General features: G+C 69.6%; 19 protein-coding genes and 3 pseudogenes. 2 read left to right on the top strand and 20 right to left on the bottom strand.

Features of this window, described 5'->3' with window-relative positions:
* The 13 genes and pseudogenes from CLG85_RS12165 to atpD form a co-directional block, all read right to left on the bottom strand.
* Positions 1 to 1,978, bottom strand: a pseudogene (locus tag CLG85_RS12165) (outer membrane protein assembly factor BamB family protein).
* 873 nt (positions 1,979 to 2,851) lie between these two features.
* Positions 2,852 to 6,068: pseudogene (locus CLG85_RS12155) on the bottom strand (efflux RND transporter permease subunit).
* Positions 6,061 to 7,020, bottom strand: a complete 960-nt coding sequence (locus CLG85_RS12150) for an efflux RND transporter periplasmic adaptor subunit (protein WP_095883764.1) — start codon at positions 7,018 to 7,020, stop codon at positions 6,061 to 6,063. Before CLG85_RS12150 ends, CLG85_RS12155 begins: the two are co-directional and overlap by 8 nt.
* A gap of 125 nt (positions 7,021 to 7,145) precedes the next feature.
* On the bottom strand, positions 7,146 to 8,111 hold the full coding sequence (locus CLG85_RS12145) for an LOG family protein (protein ID WP_260348964.1): 966 nt from the start codon (positions 8,109 to 8,111) through the stop codon (positions 7,146 to 7,148).
* Positions 8,112 to 8,128: 17 nt separating this feature from the next.
* The gene (locus tag CLG85_RS12140; protein WP_260348962.1) at positions 8,129 to 8,986 is read right to left on the bottom strand and encodes a F0F1 ATP synthase subunit gamma; all 858 of its coding nucleotides are present in this window, start codon (positions 8,984 to 8,986) and stop codon (positions 8,129 to 8,131) included.
* On the bottom strand, positions 8,983 to 10,509 hold the full coding sequence (locus tag CLG85_RS12135; protein ID WP_260348960.1) for a F0F1 ATP synthase subunit alpha: 1,527 nt from the start codon (positions 10,507 to 10,509) through the stop codon (positions 8,983 to 8,985). Before CLG85_RS12135 ends, CLG85_RS12140 begins: the two co-directional genes overlap by 4 nt.
* Positions 10,502 to 11,236 (bottom strand): F0F1 ATP synthase subunit delta, encoded by a 735-nt coding sequence (locus CLG85_RS12130; protein WP_260348958.1) that lies wholly within the window; start codon positions 11,234 to 11,236, stop codon positions 10,502 to 10,504. The genes CLG85_RS12135 and CLG85_RS12130 overlap by 8 nt, the downstream gene beginning before the upstream one ends.
* Positions 11,237 to 11,249: 13 nt before the next feature.
* Positions 11,250 to 11,498 carry a F0F1 ATP synthase subunit C gene (locus tag CLG85_RS12125; RefSeq protein WP_260348956.1) on the bottom strand — a complete coding sequence of 83 codons (249 nt, stop codon included), beginning with the start codon at positions 11,496 to 11,498 and terminating at the stop codon, positions 11,250 to 11,252.
* Complete coding sequence (locus CLG85_RS12120) at positions 11,495 to 12,202, bottom strand: F0F1 ATP synthase subunit A (protein ID WP_260348954.1); 708 nt, start codon at positions 12,200 to 12,202, stop codon at positions 11,495 to 11,497. The genes CLG85_RS12125 and CLG85_RS12120 overlap by 4 nt, the downstream gene beginning before the upstream one ends.
* Positions 12,199 to 12,480: an N-ATPase subunit AtpR gene (locus CLG85_RS12115; RefSeq protein ID WP_260348953.1), complete on the bottom strand. Its 282-nt coding sequence runs from the start codon at positions 12,478 to 12,480 to the stop codon at positions 12,199 to 12,201. The genes CLG85_RS12120 and CLG85_RS12115 overlap by 4 nt, the downstream gene beginning before the upstream one ends.
* The gene (locus CLG85_RS12110; protein WP_095884245.1) at positions 12,477 to 12,695 is read right to left on the bottom strand and encodes an AtpZ/AtpI family protein; all 219 of its coding nucleotides are present in this window, start codon (positions 12,693 to 12,695) and stop codon (positions 12,477 to 12,479) included. The genes CLG85_RS12115 and CLG85_RS12110 overlap by 4 nt, the downstream gene beginning before the upstream one ends.
* Positions 12,696 to 12,750: 55 nt before the next feature.
* The gene (locus CLG85_RS12105; protein WP_095884246.1) at positions 12,751 to 13,215 is read right to left on the bottom strand and encodes a F0F1 ATP synthase subunit epsilon; all 465 of its coding nucleotides are present in this window, start codon (positions 13,213 to 13,215) and stop codon (positions 12,751 to 12,753) included.
* A complete protein-coding gene (gene atpD / locus CLG85_RS12100; protein WP_260348952.1) occupies positions 13,212 to 14,630 on the bottom strand; it encodes a F0F1 ATP synthase subunit beta in 1,419 nt (472 codons plus the stop codon). Before atpD ends, CLG85_RS12105 begins: the two co-directional genes overlap by 4 nt.
* Positions 14,631 to 14,885: 255 nt before the next feature.
* Between atpD and CLG85_RS12095 the strand changes: the two genes are divergently transcribed.
* Together CLG85_RS12095 and CLG85_RS12090 are read left to right on the top strand one after the other, a co-directional pair.
* Positions 14,886 to 15,332 carry a SpoIIAA family protein gene (locus CLG85_RS12095; protein ID WP_260348951.1) on the top strand — a complete coding sequence of 149 codons (447 nt, stop codon included), beginning with the start codon at positions 14,886 to 14,888 and terminating at the stop codon, positions 15,330 to 15,332.
* Complete coding sequence (locus tag CLG85_RS12090; protein ID WP_260348950.1) at positions 15,286 to 15,612, top strand: SpoIIAA family protein; 327 nt, start codon at positions 15,286 to 15,288, stop codon at positions 15,610 to 15,612. Before CLG85_RS12095 ends, CLG85_RS12090 begins: the two co-directional genes overlap by 47 nt.
* 12 nt (positions 15,613 to 15,624) lie before the next feature.
* On the opposite strand, the gene CLG85_RS12085 is transcribed toward CLG85_RS12090, so the two are convergent.
* The 7 genes and pseudogenes from CLG85_RS12085 to CLG85_RS12060 all read right to left on the bottom strand — a co-directional run bounded on the left by CLG85_RS12085 (position 15,625) and on the right by CLG85_RS12060 (position 20,134).
* On the bottom strand, positions 15,625 to 15,954 hold the full coding sequence (locus tag CLG85_RS12085; RefSeq protein ID WP_095884448.1) for a hypothetical protein: 330 nt from the start codon (positions 15,952 to 15,954) through the stop codon (positions 15,625 to 15,627).
* A gap of 2 nt (positions 15,955 to 15,956) precedes the next feature.
* A complete protein-coding gene (locus CLG85_RS28080) occupies positions 15,957 to 16,178 on the bottom strand; it encodes a DnaJ C-terminal domain-containing protein (protein WP_512699370.1) in 222 nt (73 codons plus the stop codon).
* Positions 16,179 to 16,303: 125 nt separating this feature from the next.
* Positions 16,304 to 16,900, bottom strand: a pseudogene (locus CLG85_RS12080) (DnaJ domain-containing protein); the annotation flags it as partial.
* Positions 16,901 to 17,029: 129 nt separating this feature from the next.
* A complete protein-coding gene (locus tag CLG85_RS12075; protein ID WP_095881752.1) occupies positions 17,030 to 17,869 on the bottom strand; it encodes a transporter substrate-binding domain-containing protein in 840 nt (279 codons plus the stop codon).
* A gap of 51 nt (positions 17,870 to 17,920) precedes the next feature.
* Positions 17,921 to 18,682: an ABC transporter ATP-binding protein gene (locus CLG85_RS12070; protein WP_095881751.1), complete on the bottom strand. Its 762-nt coding sequence runs from the start codon at positions 18,680 to 18,682 to the stop codon at positions 17,921 to 17,923.
* A complete protein-coding gene (locus CLG85_RS12065; RefSeq protein ID WP_095881750.1) occupies positions 18,679 to 19,413 on the bottom strand; it encodes an ABC transporter permease in 735 nt (244 codons plus the stop codon). Before CLG85_RS12065 ends, CLG85_RS12070 begins: the two co-directional genes overlap by 4 nt.
* A 4-nt stretch (positions 19,414 to 19,417) precedes the next feature.
* The gene (locus CLG85_RS12060; RefSeq protein ID WP_095881749.1) at positions 19,418 to 20,134 is read right to left on the bottom strand and encodes an ABC transporter permease; all 717 of its coding nucleotides are present in this window, start codon (positions 20,132 to 20,134) and stop codon (positions 19,418 to 19,420) included.
* Positions 20,135 to 20,153 lie beyond the last annotated feature (19 nt).

Genomic DNA, 20,153 nt, shown 5'->3' with positions numbered 1-20,153 from the left:
TTATTTCGGCAGGGCGTAGGCGATGATCCAATCGGCCTGGTCGAAGGGGTTGTAGCGCGCTCCCCCGGCGGTCAGCACCACGTATTGCCGCCCGTCCTTGCCGATGTAGGTCATCGGCGCGGCCTGCGAGCCCGAGGGCAGGCGGCCCTTCCACAGGATGTCACCGGTCTCGGTGTCATAGGCGCGCAGGTAGTAGTCCTGGGTGCCCGAGTGGAATGACAGGCCCGACTTGGTGGTCACGAGACCGGCCATGCCCGGCATGCCGATCTGCGCCTTCAGCGGGCTCTTGCCCAGCGTGCCGAGCGGCGTGTCCTCGGAGGTGCCCGCCGGCTGTTGCCAGGCAATCTCGCCTGTCGCGAGGTCGATGGCCGAGACCATGCCCCAGGGCGGGGTGATGCAGGGCACGCCGAGCGGCGACATGAAGTTGCGCAGGTCGTGGCCGTAGGGCAGGCCGAACTGCGGCGAGCGGCCGTGCGAGTTCATCACCAGCTCGTCGGTCTGGCCATAGTCCTCGCGTGGGATCAGCCAGGAAACCGTCGGCATGCGCATGTCGACCACAAGCATCCGGTTGCGGGTCTGGTCATAGGAAACCGAGGCCCAGTTGAAGCCGCCGCCGTTGCCGGGGTTCATGATCGTCTTCTGCGTCGACTGCGGGGTGAAATCACCCTCGTAGCGGTAGCTCTTGAACATGATCCGGCAGAGCATCTGGTCGATCGGCGTCGCCCCCCACATGGATTTCTCGGTCAGGAGATCGGCCGCGATGGTCGGCATCTCGACCGAGTAGGGCTGGGTTTCCGAGTAGTACTCGCCGGCAATTTCGCCGGTGGACGCCGGCACCGGCTTCTCGACCACCTTCTTCAGGGGCTCGCCGGTGCGCCGGTCGAGCACGAAGATCTGGCCGCGCTTGGTGACCTGGATGATCGCCTTGTCGGTGCCACCCTTGCCGTCGGGGATGTCGGCGAGCGCCGGCTGCGCGGGCAGGTCGTAGTCCCAGATGTCGTGGTGCACGGTGCTGAAGTGCCAGGCCTCGCGGCCGTCTTCGAGGTTCAGCGCCACGATGGCCGCGCCGTATTCATCGTCGAAGTCGCGGCGCTGACCGCCGTAGTAGTCCGGCGTGGCGTTGCCCATGGGCAGGTAGACCATGCCCAGCTCTTCATCGATGGCGATGCCGCTCCAGACGTTGGGCGTGCCCTTGGTGTAGCTCTCGCCTTCGGGCGGCAGCTTGGTGATCGACGGATTGCCGAGATCCCAGGCCCATTCCAGCTCGCCGGTCAGCGCGTTGAAGGCGCGCACCGCGCCCGAGGGCTCGCCGCGGCTGATGTTGTCGGCCACCCAGCCGCCGAGCACGATCTTGTCGCCCCCGATGAACGGCCCGGTGGTCTGCGCCAGGAAGCCCGGCAGCGGCGCGACCTCGGCGGTTTCGTCGAGATCGCGCTGCGGAACAAGTTGGGTCATGCCGACGCTGAGATCGACCGTACCGCCGTCGCCGAAGGTCTCGCAGATCTCGCCCGTCTCCGCCTTCAGCGAGATGAGGCGCATGTCGGTGGTGGTCATGACGATGCGCGGGCCGCACTCATCGCCTGCGGGGGGGCTCGTAGTAGCCCATGGTGCGGCAGCGCTTCCACAGCGGGGTCGTACCCTTGGGATCGAACTGCCACTTGATCTCGCCCGTGGTGCCATCGAGGGCGGTCACCTGCGAGGCGGCGGCACACTGGTAGAGCGTGCCGTCGACGTAGAGCGGGGTATTCTGGTCCTGCTTGCTTTCCGACTGGTCGGCGATGAAGCCGGTGCGCGCGGTCCAGGCGACCTCGAGCTGGCCAACGTTTTCCGGAGTGATCTGCTCGGCGGTCGAGAAGCGGGTCCCTTCGCTGGTCTTGCCCCAGGACAGCCAGCGCTCGCCGGAGGCCTCGGTGGCGGCAGAGACCTCGCCGGCCACGATGGGCAGGTCGTTCTGCACAACGTTGTGCGGCGCGAACATCAGCCCGAGGAAGCCGGCGAAGACCGCCAGCATGCCGAGGCCGCCAAGACGCAGGCCGAGCGCGCAGGCGGGCTTGCCCTCGAAGCGGCGGGCGCCGGGCAGCAGCAGCAGCGCCAGCGCGGCCATGAAGATCGGCGCGACGAGACGCGGCACGAGGGCCCAGAAGTCCAGCCCGGCTTCCCAGAACGCCCAGAGGACAGTGCCGGCGACGAGCGCGAGGAAGAGGGTCGGCCCTGCGGCGCGGCCCTGGAAGCTGAGCGCCGCCGAGACCAGCATCAGCAGGCCCGCGATGGCGTAGTACCACGATCCGCCGAGGCTGATCAGGTAGAAGCCGCCGCCGGCCAGGACGAGCCCGACCACGGCGAGAAGAAGTCCGAACGCCCGGAGCAGGGCGGGCGGACGGGGGCGTTTTGCAACCTCGGTCACAGATATAACTCCCTGGGTTGAAGGAATGGGGGGGCGCCTTTTGGAGGGCGCAAGGGGGCCAGCGGCTTGGCGGTGCTTCGGGAAGCACGCGCCTGCGCTTGGCTGTCCGCGATGAAGGGATGTGTCTTGCCTAGCCGCCTTCGGTGTCCGGGACTTCGGCCTGCGGGGAAGACTCCGCAGCGCGGCGGGTGTGGGCATTTTCGGCGGTCGATGGGGGGGTGGATCGTCCGCTCACAGGCGTGGTTGCGTTTCTCGCCACGGCGCCGGAAGGCGCCGGGTCCAGCGCCCGATGACCCGTGATGTCCATGTCGATCCCCAATATGACCAGCGGTCATCTCTATGGTGACCGCTGGTCATTTTCAAGATCGCACGGGCCGATCTACCGCGAGGTCAAGGCCGGCTGCGCGGGTCCCTGCGTCAAGGGCGCCCGCGGGGCGCCTCTTTCCGTCAGGTCTTCGCAAGGCGGTAGATCGCCGGGATCACCAGCACCGTCAGCGCGGTCGAGGTCAGCAGCCCGAAGAGCAGCGAGATCGCCAGGCCCTGGAAGATCGGATCCATCAGGATCACCGCCGCGCCGATCATCGCGGCCAGCGCGGTCAACAGGATCGGCTTGAAGCGCGTCGCCCCGGCCTCGATCAGCGTCTCGACGTCGAGCGGTTTCTCGGGGTTAGCATGGCGTATGAAATCCACCAGCAGGATCGAGTTGCGCACGATGATCCCCGCCAGCGCGATGAAGCCGATCATCGAGGGGGCCGAGAAGGGCGCACTGAAGAGCCAATGGCCGAACATGATGCCGAGGAACGTGAGCGGCACCGGGGTCAGGATCACCAGCGGCAGGCGGAAGCTGCCGAACTGCGCCACGACAAGGATGTAGATGCCCAGAAGCGCCACGGCGAAGGCCGCGCCCATGTCGCGGAAGGTGACCCAGGTGACCTCCCATTCGCCGTCCCACAGGAGGCTCGGGGCAGAGGTGTCCTGCGGTTGGCCGTGCATCGAGATCGTCGGCTTTTGCCCCTCGGGCCAGTCGAGGCCGTCCAAGATATCGGTCGAGGCGAGCATGCCGTAGAGCGGCGACTCGAATTCGCCCGCCATCTCGCCCATCACCATGATCGTCTCGATGCCGTTGTGGCGGAAGATCGGGAAGGAGGTGAGCTCGTCCTGCAAGGTGACCACATCTCCCAGTTCCACCACGCCGCGTCCGCCGGGCAGGGCGTCGGCGGGCACCGGGGTCGAGAGGGCGGTGGCGTCCATCACCCGGTCCGACCGGTCGCGCGACAGCACGATGGGGATGGGGCGCCGTTCGCCGCCGCGGTGCGAGTACCCAACGGTACCCTCGCCGTAGAGCAGCGAGAGCGTGTCCAGCGCGTCGGATTCCTGCACCTTGTAGAAATCCAGCGCCGAGGGGTCGAGCACCACCCGGCGGCGCGGGGCCTGCACGCCGTAGTTGTCGTCCACGTCGACCACGTAGGGGATCTCATCAAAGGCGGCGCGGACGCGCTCGGCGACCATCCGGCGGGTCTCGGCGTCGGGGCCGTAGACCTCGGCCATGAGCGTCGAGATCACCGGCGGGCCGGGGGGGCGGCTCGACGGTCTTCAGCACCGTGCCCTCGGGCAGGTCGAGCGCGGTGAGCTTCTCGCGCAGGTCGAGCGCGATCTCGTGGCTGGTGCGGTCCCGCTCTGCCTTTGGCGCGAGGTTGATCTGCACGTCCCCCATCTCGGGCAGTTGCCGCAGGTAGTAGTGCCGCACCAGCCCGTTGAAGTTGAAGGCCGAGGCGGTCCCTGCATGGGTCTGGGCCGAGATCGCCTCGGGCAGCGAGAGCGCGACACGGGCAACCTGCTGCGCAACGGCGGCGGTGCTCTCCAGCGCGCTGCCCTCGGGCAGGTCGATGACCACCGAAAGCTCGGATTTGTTGTCGAAGGGCAGCAGCTTGACCGTCACGTCGCGGGTGTAGAGCGCGGCGAGCGAGCCGAAGGAGAGCACCGCGACCACCAGCAGGAAGAGCGCCGATATGGATTTGCGCGCCAGCAGCGGCCTGGCGACGGCGGCGTAGAGCCGCCCCAGCGCGCCGCCCGCCGCGCCGTGTTCGGCGCCGTGGTGAAGGGGTGCCCGGCCGGCGATCTTCAGCATCAGCCATGGGGTGATGATCACCGCGACGAAGAAGGAAAAGATCATCGCCGCCGAGGCATTGGCCGGGATCGGGCTCATGTAGGGGCCCATGAGGCCCGAGACGAAGAGCATGGGCAGCAGCGCCACCACCACCGTCAGCGTCGCCACGATGGTCGGGTTGCCGACCTCGGCGACCGCCGCGACGGTGGCGCCGAAGCGGCTCTGGCCCTCGCGCTTCATCGCCCAGTGGCGGGCGATGTTCTCGATCACCACGATGGCGTCGTCGACGAGGATGCCGATCGAGAAGATCAGCGCGAAGAGTGACACGCGGTTGAGCGTGTAGCCCATGATCCAGGCGGCGAAGAGCGTGAGAAGGATGGTCACAGGAATGACGATGGCGACCACGATGGCCTCGCGCCAGCCGATGGCGAAGAGCACGAGCACCACGATGGAGAGGGTGGCGAGCCCGAGGTGGAAGAGCAACTCGTTGGCCTTTTCGTCGGCGGTCTCGCCGTAGTCGCGGGTGACCTCGACCTCGATGGACGAGGGGATGATATCGCCCTCCATCGCTTCGACCCGGTGCAGGATTTCCTCGGCGACCACCACGGCGTTCGCCCCGGCGCGCTTGGCCAGCGCCAGCGTGACCGCGGGGCGGCTCTCGATGCCCTCGGCGCCGTGGGTGACGGTGCTGACGTAGTCCGCGCCGGTGTCGGTCTCGAGCGTCACCTCGGCGACGTCGCGCAGGTAGACGGTGCGCCCGTCGCGGGCGGTCAGCTCGAGGTTGCCGATCTCTTCTGCGGTGGTCAGCGTCTCGCCGACCACCAACCCGACCTGCCGGCCGCCCTCGCGCAGGGTGCCGAGCGGCAGCGAGGTGTTGGCGCCCTCGATCTTGCCCCACAGCTGCTGCAGGGTGATCCCGTAGAGCGCCAGCCGCGCCGGGTCGGGGTTCACCCGCAGCTGCGGCTCGGTGCCGCCGATGACATAGGTGAGGCCGACGTCCTCGATCGCCGCCAGCCGCGCCTCGACCTCGCGCGCGACGCGGGTGAGGTCGGCGGGGGTGACGTCGGTCTGCCCCCCGGCGGGCGAGAGGGTGAGCGCCACGATGGCCACGTCGTTGATCCCGCGTCCGACGATCAGAGGCTCGGGGATGCCGACCGGGATGCGGTCGAGATTGGAAAGGATGCGGTCGCGCACGCGCAGGATCGCGGTGTCGGACGAGACGCCGACGTTGAAGCGCGCGGTGACCATGACCGCGTCGTCGCGGGTCTCGGAATAGACGTGTTCGACCTCGTCGATGCCCTTGACGATGGTCTCGAGCGGTTCGGTCACCAGCTTGACCGCATCCCCGGCGCGCAGCCCGTTGGCCTGCACGTGGATGTCGACGAGCGGGACGGAGATCTGCGGCTCCTCCTCGCGGGGCAGGGCAGCGAGGGCGATGAGGCCCACCGCCAGAGAGGCGATCAGGAAGAGCGGGGTGAGCGGCGAGTTGAGGAAGGCGCGGGTGAGGTGCCCGGCCAGTCCGAGGGCCCCGCTGGGCCCGGATCCCTGATCACTCATGCGGCACCATCACCGTCTCGCCGGGGGTGAGCCCGGTCAGGATTTCGCGCCATGCGGCGCCGTCGCGAGTCACCTCGCGGCCCGGCACGACGATGCGCTGCACCGGCCCCTCGGGGGTCTCGACCGTCACCATGTCGAGCCCGCCGCCGCGGCTGAGCGCGGCCTGCGGCACTATCACCGCCTCCTGCGAGCCGACCGGCAGGCGCACCGGCAGGCGCAAGCCGACGTAGCGCTCTTCCAGCCCCTCGACCTCGACATCCGCCTGCAGGCGGCCGCCCTCGATCTGCGGATAAAGCTTGGCGATGGTTCCCTCACCGGCCTCCATCTCGATCCGGTCGCCCGCGGCCAGCGTCTGCGCGAAGCGCTCGGGGATCGACAGGCGCAGGAAGGCGCCGCCGCTGCCGATCACCGCGACGGTCTCGCCCTGCGCCACGAAGGACCCGCGCGAGACCGGCACCGAAAGCACGATACCTGCCTCGGGGGCAGTGACGCCGCCTTCCTCGATCTGCCGCTGGATCACCCGGCGCTGCGCCTCGGTGGCGGCGATCTGGTTGGTCAGCACGTCGACCGAGGTCTGCAGCGCGTCGAGGCGCTGCGCCGAGATCGTGCCGCTCTGCTGCAGGGTCTGGCCGCGGCTAAGATCGGCCTGGGCGTTGGTGAGCTGGGCGCGCAGCGCCTCGGCCTGGGCATCGAGCGCGTCGATCTGTACCGAGAGTTTTTCATCCTCGACGGTGCCGACAAGCTGCCCGGCCTCGACCCTGTCGCCCTCGGTGACGCTCAGCGCGACCAGCGTGCCGGCGATGCGGGCACGGGCGGGCAGCTGGTTGCGGGTCTCGACCTCGCCGTAGACGGGCTTCCACTCGGTGATCGGTTCGGAAATGACGGGCTGTGTCTGGGCCAGAGCGCCGCTGGCGGCCCAGAGCAGGAGTATCGAAAGGACGGTAGATCGCATGGCAGTCCCTCACGTTCGAGTTAATATTCCATAACATGAATATAAAGAGAACTCCAGTAAAACCTCGTACTTCGGACCTCGGAAGGCGTCGCGGATCGCGGGAGTTCTTCGGCCGCGCCCCCGGTTCACCTGTCCCCCGCCACCTCCGGCGCGGCGCTGGTGAGCTCGCGCCCGGCGTTCTGGTACCAGCGCTGGAGACCGTTCCAGATCTCCTCGGCCTCCTCCGCGTACCAGAAGAGATCGCGGTCCTCGGGGTCGATCACCCCTTCCTCGACAAGGAAATCCACGTCGAATGCCCTCCGCCAGAAGCTTTCGCCGACCAGCACCACGGGCACCGGAAGGATCTTGCGGGTCTGAATCAGCGTCAATGTCTCGAAAAGCTCGTCCATCGTGCCGTAGCCGCCGGGGAAGACGACGAGCGCCCGGGCGCGCTTGAGGAAATGCAGCTTGCGCAAGGCGAAGTAGTGGAAGCGGAAGCAGAGGTCGGGGGTCAGGTAGGGGTTGGGGTATTGCTCGTGCGGCAGGGTGATGTTGAGCCCGACGCTGCGCGCCCCGGCCTCGTGACTGCCGCGGTTCGCCGCCTCCATCATGCCCGGCCCGCCGCCGGTGACCACCACCAGCCGGTTGCCGTGCCGGCCCTCCTGCGTGCCCACGATCCGGCCGAAAGCGCGGGCGACCTCGTAGTAGCGGCTCTTGTGGGCCACCCGACGGGCGATGGCGAGGGCGCCTTGCAGGTGCGGATCGCCCGGGTCTTGCGCCAGCGCCGCTTCGCGCGCGGCCACCTCCGCCGCGGCGCGGGCCGGTTCGGGGATGCGGGTCGCGCCGAAGACGACGATGGAATGGGCGATGCCATGCGCCTGCAGCAGCGTTTCGGCCTTCTGGTAGTCGAGCATCAGCCGAACCCCGCGCATGTCGTCCCGGTCGAGGAAGTTCACGTCGTGATCGCCCTCGAGGTAGCTCGGGCTGGCCATGATCCGGCGCACGAGATCCGGCGCGCGCTGATCCTCGGTTGCGGGTTTCGGCGCGCACCAGGGCAAGTCCATGTCGCGCTCCGCGGGCGGCGGCGGTGTCTCGGGGCAGTCTTCCATCATCGGCCCTCCTCCATCCTTCAGGGCACCGGCAGGCTGCCGGTGGCAAGCTCCATGATCTCCTCGGTGATCGCATCCTGCCGCAGCCGGCGGGCCTGCCCGACGAGACCTTCGAGAGACTGGGTGACATTGTCATGCGCGGCGATCATCGCCCGCATGCGGGCCTCGTTCTCGGCGGCGAAGGAGAGCATCAGGGCCTCGCTGATCTCGGCGAAGATGTACTCCTCGACCAGCCGGGCGAGCAGGTCCTCGGGCGGCAGGGTGATCCGCGGCGGCAGGGTCGATCCGGGCAGGGGAAAACGGGCGTAGTCGAAGGGCACGAGGCGCTTTTGCACGATGTCGTAGCCCTCGGTGCCGCCGGCCGCGGCGTGCAGGATCGAGACCGTGGTGGCCCGCCCGTCGGACACCCGGGCAAAGACCGCCTCGGCGATGCGCCCGGCCAGATACGGTGCGCGGGCGGGATGGGCGATCATCGGGGCGGTCCAACTGGGTGTAATGCGGTAGTCGGGCGCGACCAGGAGCCCGCGGTCGCCGACCAGCAGCAAGTCGGCAGGACCGCGCGCCTCGCGCAGCGCCGCCTGCGCCGCCTCGAGCACCCGCGCCGAGAAGCTGCCGGCGAAACCCTGCTCGGCACAGAGCACGATGAAGAGGGCACCGCCGCTGGCGGGGGCGGGCGGTGCGGCGCGGTCCGGGCCGGCAAAGCTGAGAGCATGGCCGATGGCCTCGCCGATGGTGTCGGCGTAGAGGCGGATCGCGCCGATGTGCCCCTGTGCGTCCTGAAGCCGCGAGGCGGCGATGCCGCGCATGGCGGCGATCACCGCCGAAAGCTTGTGGACGGTGCCGATGCGCGCCTCGACGTCAGAAAGCGTGCCGCTCATCCCTTTGCCTCCGTTCCGCCCAGCTCGGCCGCCAGGCCGGCGACCACCTCCACCAGCGCCGCGCGATCCGCCTCGCTCAGGGCGCCGCTCTCCTCAAGTCCCGCCTTCGCCGCGCCTCCGGCGGCATCGAGCCGGGCCGGGAGCTGCCTGCGCAGCTCGGCCAGGCGGTCCGGGCTCACCCCGTCGAGCTTGCCCTCGGCCAGTGCCGCGAGCAGCGCCACTTGGTCGACCAGCCGCAGCCCGGCGTAGCGCGGTTGGGTCAACAGCGCGCGGATGCTCTCGCCGCGGGCGATCTGCGCCTTGACCCGCGTGCTCGAGATGCCGCCGAAGCGGGTGAACATCTCGAGCTCCTGGAACTGCGCGTAGTCTAGCCGCACCCGGCCCGAGACCGCGCGCAGCGCCGGGGCCTGCGCCTTGCCGCCGACCCGGCTGACCGAGAGACCGACGTCCACCGCCGGGCGCTGATTGGCCGCGAAGAGGTGGGAATCGAGCACGATCTGCCCGTCGGTGATCGAGATGAGGTTGGTGGGGATATAGGCCGAGAGGTTGCCCGCGTCGGTCTCGGCGATGGGCAGGGCGGTGATCGAGCCGCCCCGCTCGCGCGGCAGCTTCGCGGCGCGTTCGAGCAGCCGCGCGTGGAGGTAGAAGATGTCGCCCGGGTAGGCCTCGCGGCCCGGCGGCTCACGGGTCAGCAGTGCCAGCTCGCGATGGGTGGCGGCGTGGCGGGTGAGGTCGTCGATGACGATGAGCACGTCATGCCCGGCGTCGCGGAAATGCTCGGCCATGCTCATCCCGGCGAAGGGCGCGATCCATTGCAGGCCCGGCGCGCTGCCCGCGTTGCCGACGACGAAGACGCAGCGCTCGGGGGCGCCATGCTCGTGCACCGCGGCGACGACCCGCTCCACCGCCGTGGCGCGCTGGCCGACGGCGACGTAGATGCAGAGGACGTCGGAATGCTTCTGGGTGACGATGGCCTCGACCGCGAGCGAGGTCTTACCCGTGGCCCGGTCGCCGACGATCAGCTCGCGCTGGCCGCGGCCGACGGCGAAGAGGCTGTCGACCACCAGCACCCCGGTCATCATCGGCTCCGACACCAGCGCCCGGTCGATGATCCCGGGGGCGGGGCGTTCGATGGGCAGGGTCTCCGAGGTGGCCAGCGCCGGGCCGTCGTCGATCGGACGGCCGAGCGGGTCGACGATACGGCCGAGAAGCGCCTCCCCCACCGGTACGCGGACGATGTCGCCGGTGTCGGTGACCTTGGCCCCCGCCTCGATCCCGGTGACATCGTCGAAGAGCACCGCGTCGATCTCGTCCCTGTCGAGCGTCTGCGCGAAACCCGCCTGCCCGCCCTCGAAGCGCAGCAGCGCGCCGAGCGGGGCGTCGGGCAGGCCCGAGATACGGGCGATGCCGTCGGCGACCGAGATGACACGGCCAATGGGCTCCGCCTCGGGCGCGAGCGCTGTCCGGGCGATCGCGGCGCGGCCTTGGCGGAGCCAGTCGGCGGAGGGGGGCTCGTCAGTCATGTCTCAGAAGCTCCTGCCGGATCCGGTCGAGATCGGCGCGAAAGTGGTTGCGGACCACGGCGTGCGGGGCGTCGAGCTCGAGCCCGGCGATGAGCGAGGGGTCGGTGGTCAGGGCAATCTCGATCTCGCGGCCCAGCACCTCGGCGAGGCGGGACTTGAGGAGGCCTGCCTCCTCTGGGCTCAGCGCCTGCGCGGCTCGGACGGGCACCGGACCCTCGGCGCCGAGGCCTTCGCGCGTCTGCCCGGGCAACTCGGCCACCGCCTGCGCCAACCCGTCGATGAACCCGGCGGTGCGCGTCGTCTCGGGCAGGCGCCTGAGCAGGCGTTCCGAGATATCCACCGCCAGCTCCGCCGCCTCGTCCTGCAGCGCGCGCTCGGCCTCGGCACGCCGGCGCTGCGCCTCGGCCTGTCCCTCGGTGCGGAGCTTGGCGATCTCCCTGCGGGCCTCGTCGAGCATTTGCACCTTGGCGTGTTCGGCTTCGGCCTGCGCCCCGGACAGCACCTCGGCACGCCGCGCCGCGACGGCTTCGTCGCGCGCCTGTGCCTCGGTCAGCGCGGCTTCCGCCTCGGCGCGGGCGGCCCGCGCGTGGGACAGCTCGCCCGTCGCCTCCGCCTGACGTTTCTCGATGATCTCGGAGACCGGCCGGAACAGGAAATGCGACAGGATCCACAGCAGGATCAGAACGTTGACCGTCTGCAGCCCCAATGTCCACCAGTCGAAACTCATCGCGCGGCCCGCCTCAGACGAAAGGGTTGGCGAAGAGCAGCAGCAGCGCGATCGCCAGCGTGTAGATCGCCATGGTCTCGATCATCGCGAGGCCGACGAAGAGCGTGCGGCTGAGCGTGCCCGCCGCCTCGGGCTGGCGGGCGATGGCGTCCATGGCGGCGGCCACGGCGCGACCCTCGGCCAGCGCCGGGCCGATGGCGCCGAAGGACACGGCGAGTGCGGCGGCGAGGATGCTGACGATCTCGACGAGGTTTGCGGTCATGGGCGGGTCTCCTTTGCGGAAGAGGAAGCGGATGCGGAGGGGGTCTGTTCGCCGACGGCGGCGCCGATGAAGACGGTGGCGAGCACGGCGAAGATGTAGGCTTGGACGGTCCCGGTCAGCAGGTCGAGCGCCATCAGCGGGATCGGCACCAGAAGCCCGGCGAGCGACAGCACGATGGCAATGATGAAGACGCCGCTCATCACGTTGCCGAAGAGGCGCACGATCAGCGAGAAGGTGCGGGTGATCTGCTCGACGAGGTTGAGCGGGATCATCACCCAAGAGGGCTCGGCGAAAGTGGCGAGATAGCCCTTCAGCCCCTGCGCGGCGATGCCGTACCAGATGGTCGCGGCGAAGACGATCAGCGCCAGCGCGGCGTCGGTTTCGAGCCGGGCGGTGGGCGGCTCGATGCCGGGTACCAGCGAGGACCAGTTGGCCACCAAAACAAACAGGAAGATCGTGCCGATCAGCGCCCGGAAGCGCGCCGGGTCGCGCTGCATGGTGTCGCGCACCTGCGCGTCGATGGTGGTGACGAAGAGCTCGAGCACGGTCTGCAGCTTGCTTGGGCACAGCGACAGGCGGCGGGTGGCGAGCCATGTGCCGAGCGCCAGCAATGCGAGGATCGCCCAAGTGACCAGCACCGGCTCGGTGATCGGCACCGGCCCGAGGTGGAAGAGCGGCTCGAGGGTGAGCGGGTTCTCCATCACGGTGCCCTTCTGGCGCGCCGCAGCACCACCTGCCGCGCCAGAAGGAGCCCCAGCGTGCTCGCCAGCAGCGGCAGCGCCCCGAGCAGCGCCAGCCCCAGCAGCCCCGCCGCGAGCAGCGCGAGGCGGCCGAGCTGCAGCGCAAGCGCGCGCCACGGCGGGCCGCCATCGAGATAGAGGCCGGTGACCCGCCGCAGGCTGGCGAAATGCGCCCACCCCAGCGCGAAGCCGAGGCAGAGCGCGAGGGCGGCGAGGGCATAGGGCGTGACGGCAGGGCTCATTGCTTGTGCATCCATTTCCAAGCGGCGTGAAAGCCGATGGCGGCGCCGATCATGATCGCCGGGGCGGTGAAGAAGACCCCGGTGCCGAAGGCGCGATCGGCCATGCGCCCCAGCACCACTCCCAGCAGCGTCGGCACCACCACGGCCCAGCCGAGGATTCCGATCTGCCCGAGCCGGGCGCCGAGCGAGGGTTCGGGCGTCTCCTGCCCGAGCATTTCCCGCTGCGACGAGCGGCGGGCGCCTCGGCGACGTGGTTGCGCTCCTTCTCGGTCATGGTGCCTCCCCGCCCGGCGGGCGCTGCGCGAAGGGGGAGGTGGATGGCCCGGCGGGGCGTCCGGGCCGCAGGTACTGCATCAACTGGCGCACGGCACTGGCGTGCAGGCGCATCTGTTCCACCCGCTCGCGCCGGTCGGCATCGGCCTCGGCGGCGCGCAGGGTCTCGACCTCACCCTCCAGCGCGTGCAGATCGTCGCCCAGCACGCCCTCGCGGCAGGCGACGGAGACGGATGTCCCGTTCTTCACGGTGAGCAGCCCGCTGCGCAGGGCGCAGAAGCGCAGCGCGCCCTCGGCGGTGCGCCAGCGCAGCACCGAGGCGGGGAGGACGGTCATGAACTCCGTGTGCCCCGGCAGGATGCCGAAACCGCCGCTGCGGTCCTCGGCGCGCACCGAGGCGACGCCGGTCTCGTCGACCAGCACGCTCATCGGCGTGGTGATGGTGAGATGCAGCCCGCTCATGCCGCGTCCTTCCCGGCCTGCTTCTCGCGCGCCTCGTCCAATGTGCCGACCATGTAGAGCGCGCCCTCGTCCCAATCGTCGCACTCCCCGGCGAGGATCGCCTTGCAGCCCCTGATGGTCTCCTCGACGGGTACCGAGCGGCCGGGGATGCCGGTGAAGGCCTCGGTCACGGTGAACGGCTGGGTGAGGAAACGCTGCAGCCGCCGGGCGCGCTCGACGATCTGCCGGTCCTCGCGGCCAAGCTCCTCCATGCCGAGCAGCGAGATCACGTCCTGCAGGCCGCGGTAGTGCTCGATCGCGCGGCGCACCTCGTTGGCGACGCGCACGTGCTCCTCGCCCAGCACCAGCGGGTCGAGCAGGATCGAGGAGGAGGCGACGGGGTCGATTGCCGGGTACATGCCGTCGGCGGCCATGGCGCGCGAGAGCACCACCATGCTGTCGACATGCGCCGCGATGGTGGTCACCGCCGGATCGGTGAAATCGTCGGCGGGCACGTAGACCGCCTCGACCGCGGTGACCGAGGCGGCGCCGGTGGAGGCGATGCGCTCCTGCAGCTCGGCGACCTCGGTGCCCAGCGTCGGCTGGTAGCCGACCCGCGAGGGCAGGCGGCCCAGCAGCCCAGAGACTTCGGCCCCGGCCTGCACGAAGCGGAAGACGTTGTCCATCAGCAGCAGCACGTTGCGCTGTGCCTCGTCGCGGAAGTGCTCGGCGATGGTCAGCGCGGTCAGCGGCACCCGCCAGCGCGCGCCGGGCGGCTCGTTCATCTGACCGTAGACCAGCACGGTGCGCTCCAGAACCCCGGCATTGGTCATCTCCATCAGCAGCTCATGGCCCTCGCGCGAGCGCTCGCCGACGCCCGAGAAGACCGAGATCCCCTCGTAGCTGGCGACCATGGCGTGGATCAGCTCCATCACCAGCACGGTCTTGCCGACCCCGGCACCGCCGAACATCGCCGCCTTGCTGCCCTGCGCAAGCGGGGTCAGCAGGTCGAAGACCTTGATGCCGGTGTGGAACATCTGCGCCGCACCGGCGCGGGCGCGGAAGGGCGGCGGCGGGCGGTGGATCGGGCGGCGCGGCACGTCCGGCGGCAGCGCGCCCTTGGTGTCGCCGATGCCGCCGGTGACATCGAGCAGGCGTCCCAGCACCGCCTCGCCCACCGGCACCTCGACCGGCCCGCCGACCGGCTCCGCCCGGGCGCCGCGGCGCAGACCGGCGGTGTCCTGCAGGGCGATGCCGCGCAGGGTGCAGGCGTCGAGATGGGCCTGCACCTCGATCATCACGTCGGTGCCGCCGGGGCGGCGCACCCGCACCGCCTCGTCGATCTTCGGCAGGGCACGCCCGGCGAAACGCACGTCCACCACCGCGCCGCGGATCGCAACGACCTCTCCGGCCGGCTCGAGGGTCTCGGGATTCATGGGCAGTCCTCGCCATGACACTCGGCCCCAAGGTAAGGGATTCGCGGCGCGCCACCTTGCGCCGTGTCAAATCCCCCGCGCTGTCAGCGCGTTGCCGCCGCGAATTTGATCACCTTGCCTTGAGCGTCGCGACAGGACCCGGCGGCCGGTAAGATCACTCCGCGCCGCGCGGCTTCAGGAAACCGTGTGCGGGACTCGCCGGGCTTTCCCGCGGCCCCCCCCGGTGGCGCATAGTTCTCGCAGGAGGACCCGACCATGATAGACGTGAAAGATATCGGCGAGCACGGCATCCTCGAGCTGACGATGACTCCGCCGGTCACCGATTCCGACTACCGCGACACGCTGATGCCCGCGCTCGATGCGGCGCTGACCAAGGGCGACCGGCTGCGGCTGCTGGCCATCGTCGAGGCGCGCCCCTCGGAGTTCACCCTTGGCGCGATGCTGCAGGACGCGCGGACCGGGCTCAAGCACTGGCGCGGCTTCGACCGCATCGCGCTGGTGAGCGACGACAAGGTTGTCCGGACGGCGGTCGGGGGGGATGTCGGTCTTCATGCCGTGCCCGGTCTCCACCTTCCCGATGAAGGAGGTCGACGCGGCGCGGCGCTGGCTGCGCGAGAGCCTCGGCACCATCCAGCAGGAGGACCTCGGCGACGGCATGCTCGAAGTGCGGCTGCGCGGCAAGGTGGACGGCGCGGCCTATGACGACGCCATCGGCGATCTCGACAGTTTCTTCGCGGCGCATGAGACGGTGCGGCTGCTCATCGACCTGCGGGATTTCGACGGCTGGCAAGGGCTCGACGCGCTGCGCGACCACTTCTACCTCGTGCGCGGCCATGCCAAGCGGGTGAAGCGCGCGGCCATCGTCGGCGATGCCGGCTGGCAGGAGATGGCGGTGCAGGTCGGCAAGCGCGCCTTCGGGCTCGAGGCGAAGTATTTCGCCGCCGCCGACATGGCCAAGGCGAAGGACTGGCTGGCAGGCTGAGCGGGCCGGAGGCTAACGCCCGAGCCGGCCCTGCACGCGGTTCCTGACCTCATCGGGCTCTTCGCCGAGCGCGCGCAGGAGCGCGGCGAGATCGCCGCGGGTGCCATGCAACTGGTCGATGAGCTGCATGACCATGCCGAGCGCGTCGTCGTTCAGCTCGAAGTCGTCGCAGAGATCGCAGAGCAGCTCCATCCGGGCGATGTCGACCTGCCGGTAGACCGCCCGGCCGCTCGCCTCGGCGGGAGCGATCACCTCGGCGCGCAGGAAGCGGGTGAGGCGCGCGTGGTCGAGCCGCCCGACGGCGGCGATGGCTTGTTCCTCGGAGTAGAAGATGCGGGTCATGCTCAAGCCCTCCAGCCCTTGCGCGGATCATACGGGTGGGCCTTGGCCCAGTCCTCCATGAAGTCGGCGAGCCCGTCGTCGACCGTCTTGGGCATGACGATCTGCAGCTCGATGCGCTGGTCGCCAGCGGGGCGGCCCGCGGCGGCGACGCCACGGCCCCGCAGGCGCAGGGTCTGGCCGCTGCTGGCACCTTTGGGGATGGTGACCTTGACCGGCCCGGCGATCGTGGGCGCCTCGACCTTGGCCCCGAGGGTCGCCTCGTAAGGGTGATCGGCAGCGAGATGACGATGTCGTCGCCCTCGCGGCGGAAGAGCGGATGCGGCTGGATCGAGAGGGTCACATAGGCGTCGCCCGGCGCGCCGCCGCCGATGCCCGGCCCGCCCTTGCCGCGCAGCCGCAGGGTTGTGCCGTCGGCAACGCCCTTGGGGATCTTCACCTCGAGATTGCCGCCACCGGGCAGGGTGATCCGCATGGAGCCGCCGTTCGCCGCGTCGAGGAAGGGCACCTCGAGCGCATATTGCGCATCGGCGCCGCGGGCTCGGAAGCTGTAGCCGCCCTGGCCCTGTGCCTGTCCGGAGCCGCGGCCGCCGGCCTGGCGGCGCAGGAACTCGGCGAAGATGTCCTCTGCACCACCGAAGTCCTCGTAGCGCGGGTCCTGACGATAGGGGTTGTCGGCCTGTTCGGCGAAATCGCGGTAGAAGCGGCGCTCCTGCGGGCGTTCCTGCCCGCTCGCGTCGATCTCGCCGCGGTCGAAGCGGGCGCGCTTCTCGGGGTCCTTCAGCAGCTCGAAGGCGGCGCCCGCCGCTTTGAACCGCGCTTCTGAGGTCGAATCGCCGGGGTGCAGATCGGGATGGCTCTCCTTGGCGATCCTTCGGTAGGCCTTCTTGATTTCGTCGGCGCTGGCGGTCTTCTTCACGCCGAGCACGTCATAGGGATTGTCGCTCATCGCCGCTCCATCGGTGAGTCCGCTCGTGACGAGTAGAGCCGGTTCAGGCGCGTCCCGCAACTGCGCGCCGCCCTCGCGGAGACGGAGGCCGGCAGCCCGGGGGCTGCCGGCGTGGCGTTGGGAGTGGGCTCAGTAGACGGTGACGTCGAAGCCGAACCATTTCTCCGAAAGCGCCTTGGTGGTGCCATCGGCCTTCACCGAATCCAGCGCCTTGTCGAACATCTCGCGCAGCTCGGTGTCTTCCTTGCGCAGGCCGACCGAGGAGCCGCGGCCGAGGATGCCGCCCTGGAAGCGCGGGCCTGCCATGGTCATCTCGGCGTTGGCCGGTTCCTTGATCGTGGTCATCAGGTAGGCGGGCGAGGCGATCACGGCGTCGATGCGCCCGGCCAGCAGGTCGAGGTCATGCTGCTCGGTCGCCTTGTACTCGCGGATGGTCAGCTCGTCGCCGAAGGTCTCCTGCATGAAACGGGCCGAGATCGCCGAGCTCTGCACGCCGATGGTCTTGCCCTTCAGCATCGGGCGGATCGCCTCGATCGCCTCGGCCGCCCCATCGGGGTTGTTGGCGAGGTTGAACACCTCGCCCTTCAGCGGCAGTTCCTCGAGATCGCTGCCCTTGAGCACCCCGAAGGTCTGGCCGGTGGAGCCGTAGGGCTGCGAGAAGGAGATCACCTCTTCGCGCTTCGCAGTGGCCGACATGCCGGCCATGATCGCGTCGTACTTGCCGGCGAGCAGGCCGGGGATGATGCCATCCCAGTTCTGCGCGACGAGGGTGCATTCAACCTCCATCCGCTCGCAGAGCACCTTGTAGAGATCGACCTCGTAGCCGGTCAGCGTGCCGTCGGCCTCGGTGAAGTTCCACGGCGCAAAGGCGCCCTCGGTGGCGATGGTGACGTGGGTCCAGTCCTTGGCCTCGGCGGTTGCGGCCAGGGCGGTCAGGCCGAGCGTCGCGGCGATGAGGGTCTTTTTCATGGTGTATTCCCTTGTTGGTCTTTGGTTGGTCTGTTCGGTGAGGAGCGCCGGTCAGGTCGTGGCGAAGCGCTGGAAACGGTCGGAGCCGCCGCCGCCGAAAAGCTCGGCCGGGCTGCCCTCGCAGTCGATCTGCCCCTCGTGGAGGAAGACGACGCGGTTCGAGACGTCGCGGGCAAAGCCCATTTCGTGGGTGACGACGAGCATGGTGCGGCCTTCTTCCGCGAGGCCACGCATCACCCGCAGCACCTCGCCCACCAGCTCGGGATCGAGCGCCGAGGTCGGCTCGTCGAAGAGCATCACGTCGGGGTGCATGGCGAGCGCGCGGGCGATGGCGGCGCGCTGCTGCTGGCCGCCCGAGAGCTGCGCGGGATAGGCGTCGCGCTTGGCGGCGATGCCGACCTTGTCGAGGAAGGAGAGCGCCTCGTCCTTTGCCTCGGCCTTCGAGCGGCCGAGCACGTGGATCGGCGCTTCCATGACGTTCTCGAGCACGGTCTTGTGGGACCAGAGGTTGAAGGACTGGAACACCATGCCGACCCTGGCGCGCAGCTTCTGCACCTTCACCGGGTCGACGGGCTTTGCCCGTCCGGCGCGGTCAGTGACCAGCTCGATGCGCTCGTCGCCGATCCAGACCTCGCCGCCCGAGGGCGTCTCCAGAAGGTTGATGCAGCGCAGCATGGTGGATTTTCCCGAGCCCGAGGAGCCGAGGATCGAGACCACCTCGCCCTGGCGCGCCTCGAGGTCGACGCCGCGCAGCACCTCGTTCGCGCCGAAGGATTTGCGCAGGCCGCGCAGGCGGATGGCGGGAGAGGTCATGGCTTGGCTCCTGTCAGGCGGGTGTCGGGGGCGGGTTTGCCCGTGGCGACCGGGCGCAGGTGCGCGGTCAGCCGGTGGTCGGCGAAGGCCACGAGCCGGGTCAGCACGAAATTGATCGCGAGGTAGATCGCCCCGGCGGCGGCGAAGACCTCGATCACCCGGTAGGTGTCCGAGATCAGCTTGGCGGCAAGGCCGGTGATCTCCATCAGGGTGATCATCGAGGCGAGCGAGGTGGCCTTGCAGAGCAGGATCAGCTCGTTGCCATAGGCGGGCAGGGCCTGGCGCACCGCCTGCGGCAGAACGATGCGGCGGAAGGCCAGCCATGGCGACATGCCGCAGGCCATGGCCGCCTCGCGCTGGCCGTGGCCGACCGATTGCAGCCCGCCGCGCACGATCTCCGAGCCATAGGCGCCGGTGTTGAGCGACAGCGCGAGGATGGCGCACCAGAAGGGCTCGCGCAGCACCGGCCAGAGGAAGCTGCTGCGCACCGCCTCGAACTGGCCGAGCCCGTAGTAGATGAGGAACATCTGCACGAGGAGCGGCGTGCCGCGGAAGACGAAAACGTAGAATTTCGCCGCCTGCTGCAGGGCGCGCGGCCCCCAGAGCCGGGTGGCGGCGATGGTGATGGCGATCACCACGCCGATCGAGACCGAGAGCGTGGCCAGCAGCAGCGTCAGCGGGATGCCGGCGGAAAGCGTCTGGACGGTCTGCCAGAGGAAGGGAAAGTCCATCGTGTTACCTCTGCAGGCCGCGGTTGAAGTGCCGCTCGGCGCGGCCGAGGATCAGCCCCGAGCCCCAGGTCACGACGAGGAAGAGCACCGCCGCGGCGAAGAAGAAGTAGAAGGGCTGGCGGGTCGACCCGGCGCCGATCTGCGCCTGTCGCAGCAGCTCGACGACCCCGGTGACCGAGACCAGCGCGCTTTCCTTGAGGGTGATCTGCCAGACGTTGCCCATGCCGGGCAGCGCGTGGCGCGCGGTCAGCGGCAGCACGATGCGGCGGAACAATGTGCTGCGCGACATGCCGATGGCGCTGGCGGCCTCGATCTCGCCGGGATTCACCGCCCGGTAGGCGCCGCGGAAAACCTCGGCATGTTGCGCCGCCGACACCACGCCGATCGCCATGGCGCCCGCCGCGAAGCCGGGAAGGTCGACGAAGCCCTCGTAGCCGAAGCCGCGCATCAGCTTGGTCAGCATCATCGAGCCGCCGAAGTAGAAGAGGTAGATCACCAGCAGGTCGGGGATGCCGCGCAGCACGGTGGTGTAGGTCCCGGCGATGCCGCGCAGCACCGGGCCGCCGCGCAGCTTGGCCCAGGCCAGCAGCGCGCCGAGCGTGCCGCCGATCAGGTAGCCGGTGCCGGCGACTGCAAGGGTCATCAGCGTGGCCTGCAGCAGGGCGGGGGCCCAGCCGTCGGGGCCGAAGCTCATCAGGTCGAAGAATCCGGGGCGGTCCATGGTCTGCTTTCGCTTGGGG

It is taken from the genome of Alloyangia mangrovi, assembly GCF_002300555.2.
Classification (GTDB): domain Bacteria; phylum Pseudomonadota; class Alphaproteobacteria; order Rhodobacterales; family Rhodobacteraceae; genus Salipiger; species Salipiger mangrovi.
Note: the sequence above shows the minus strand (reverse complement) of the source record. Positions and strands in the feature narration are given on the sequence as shown.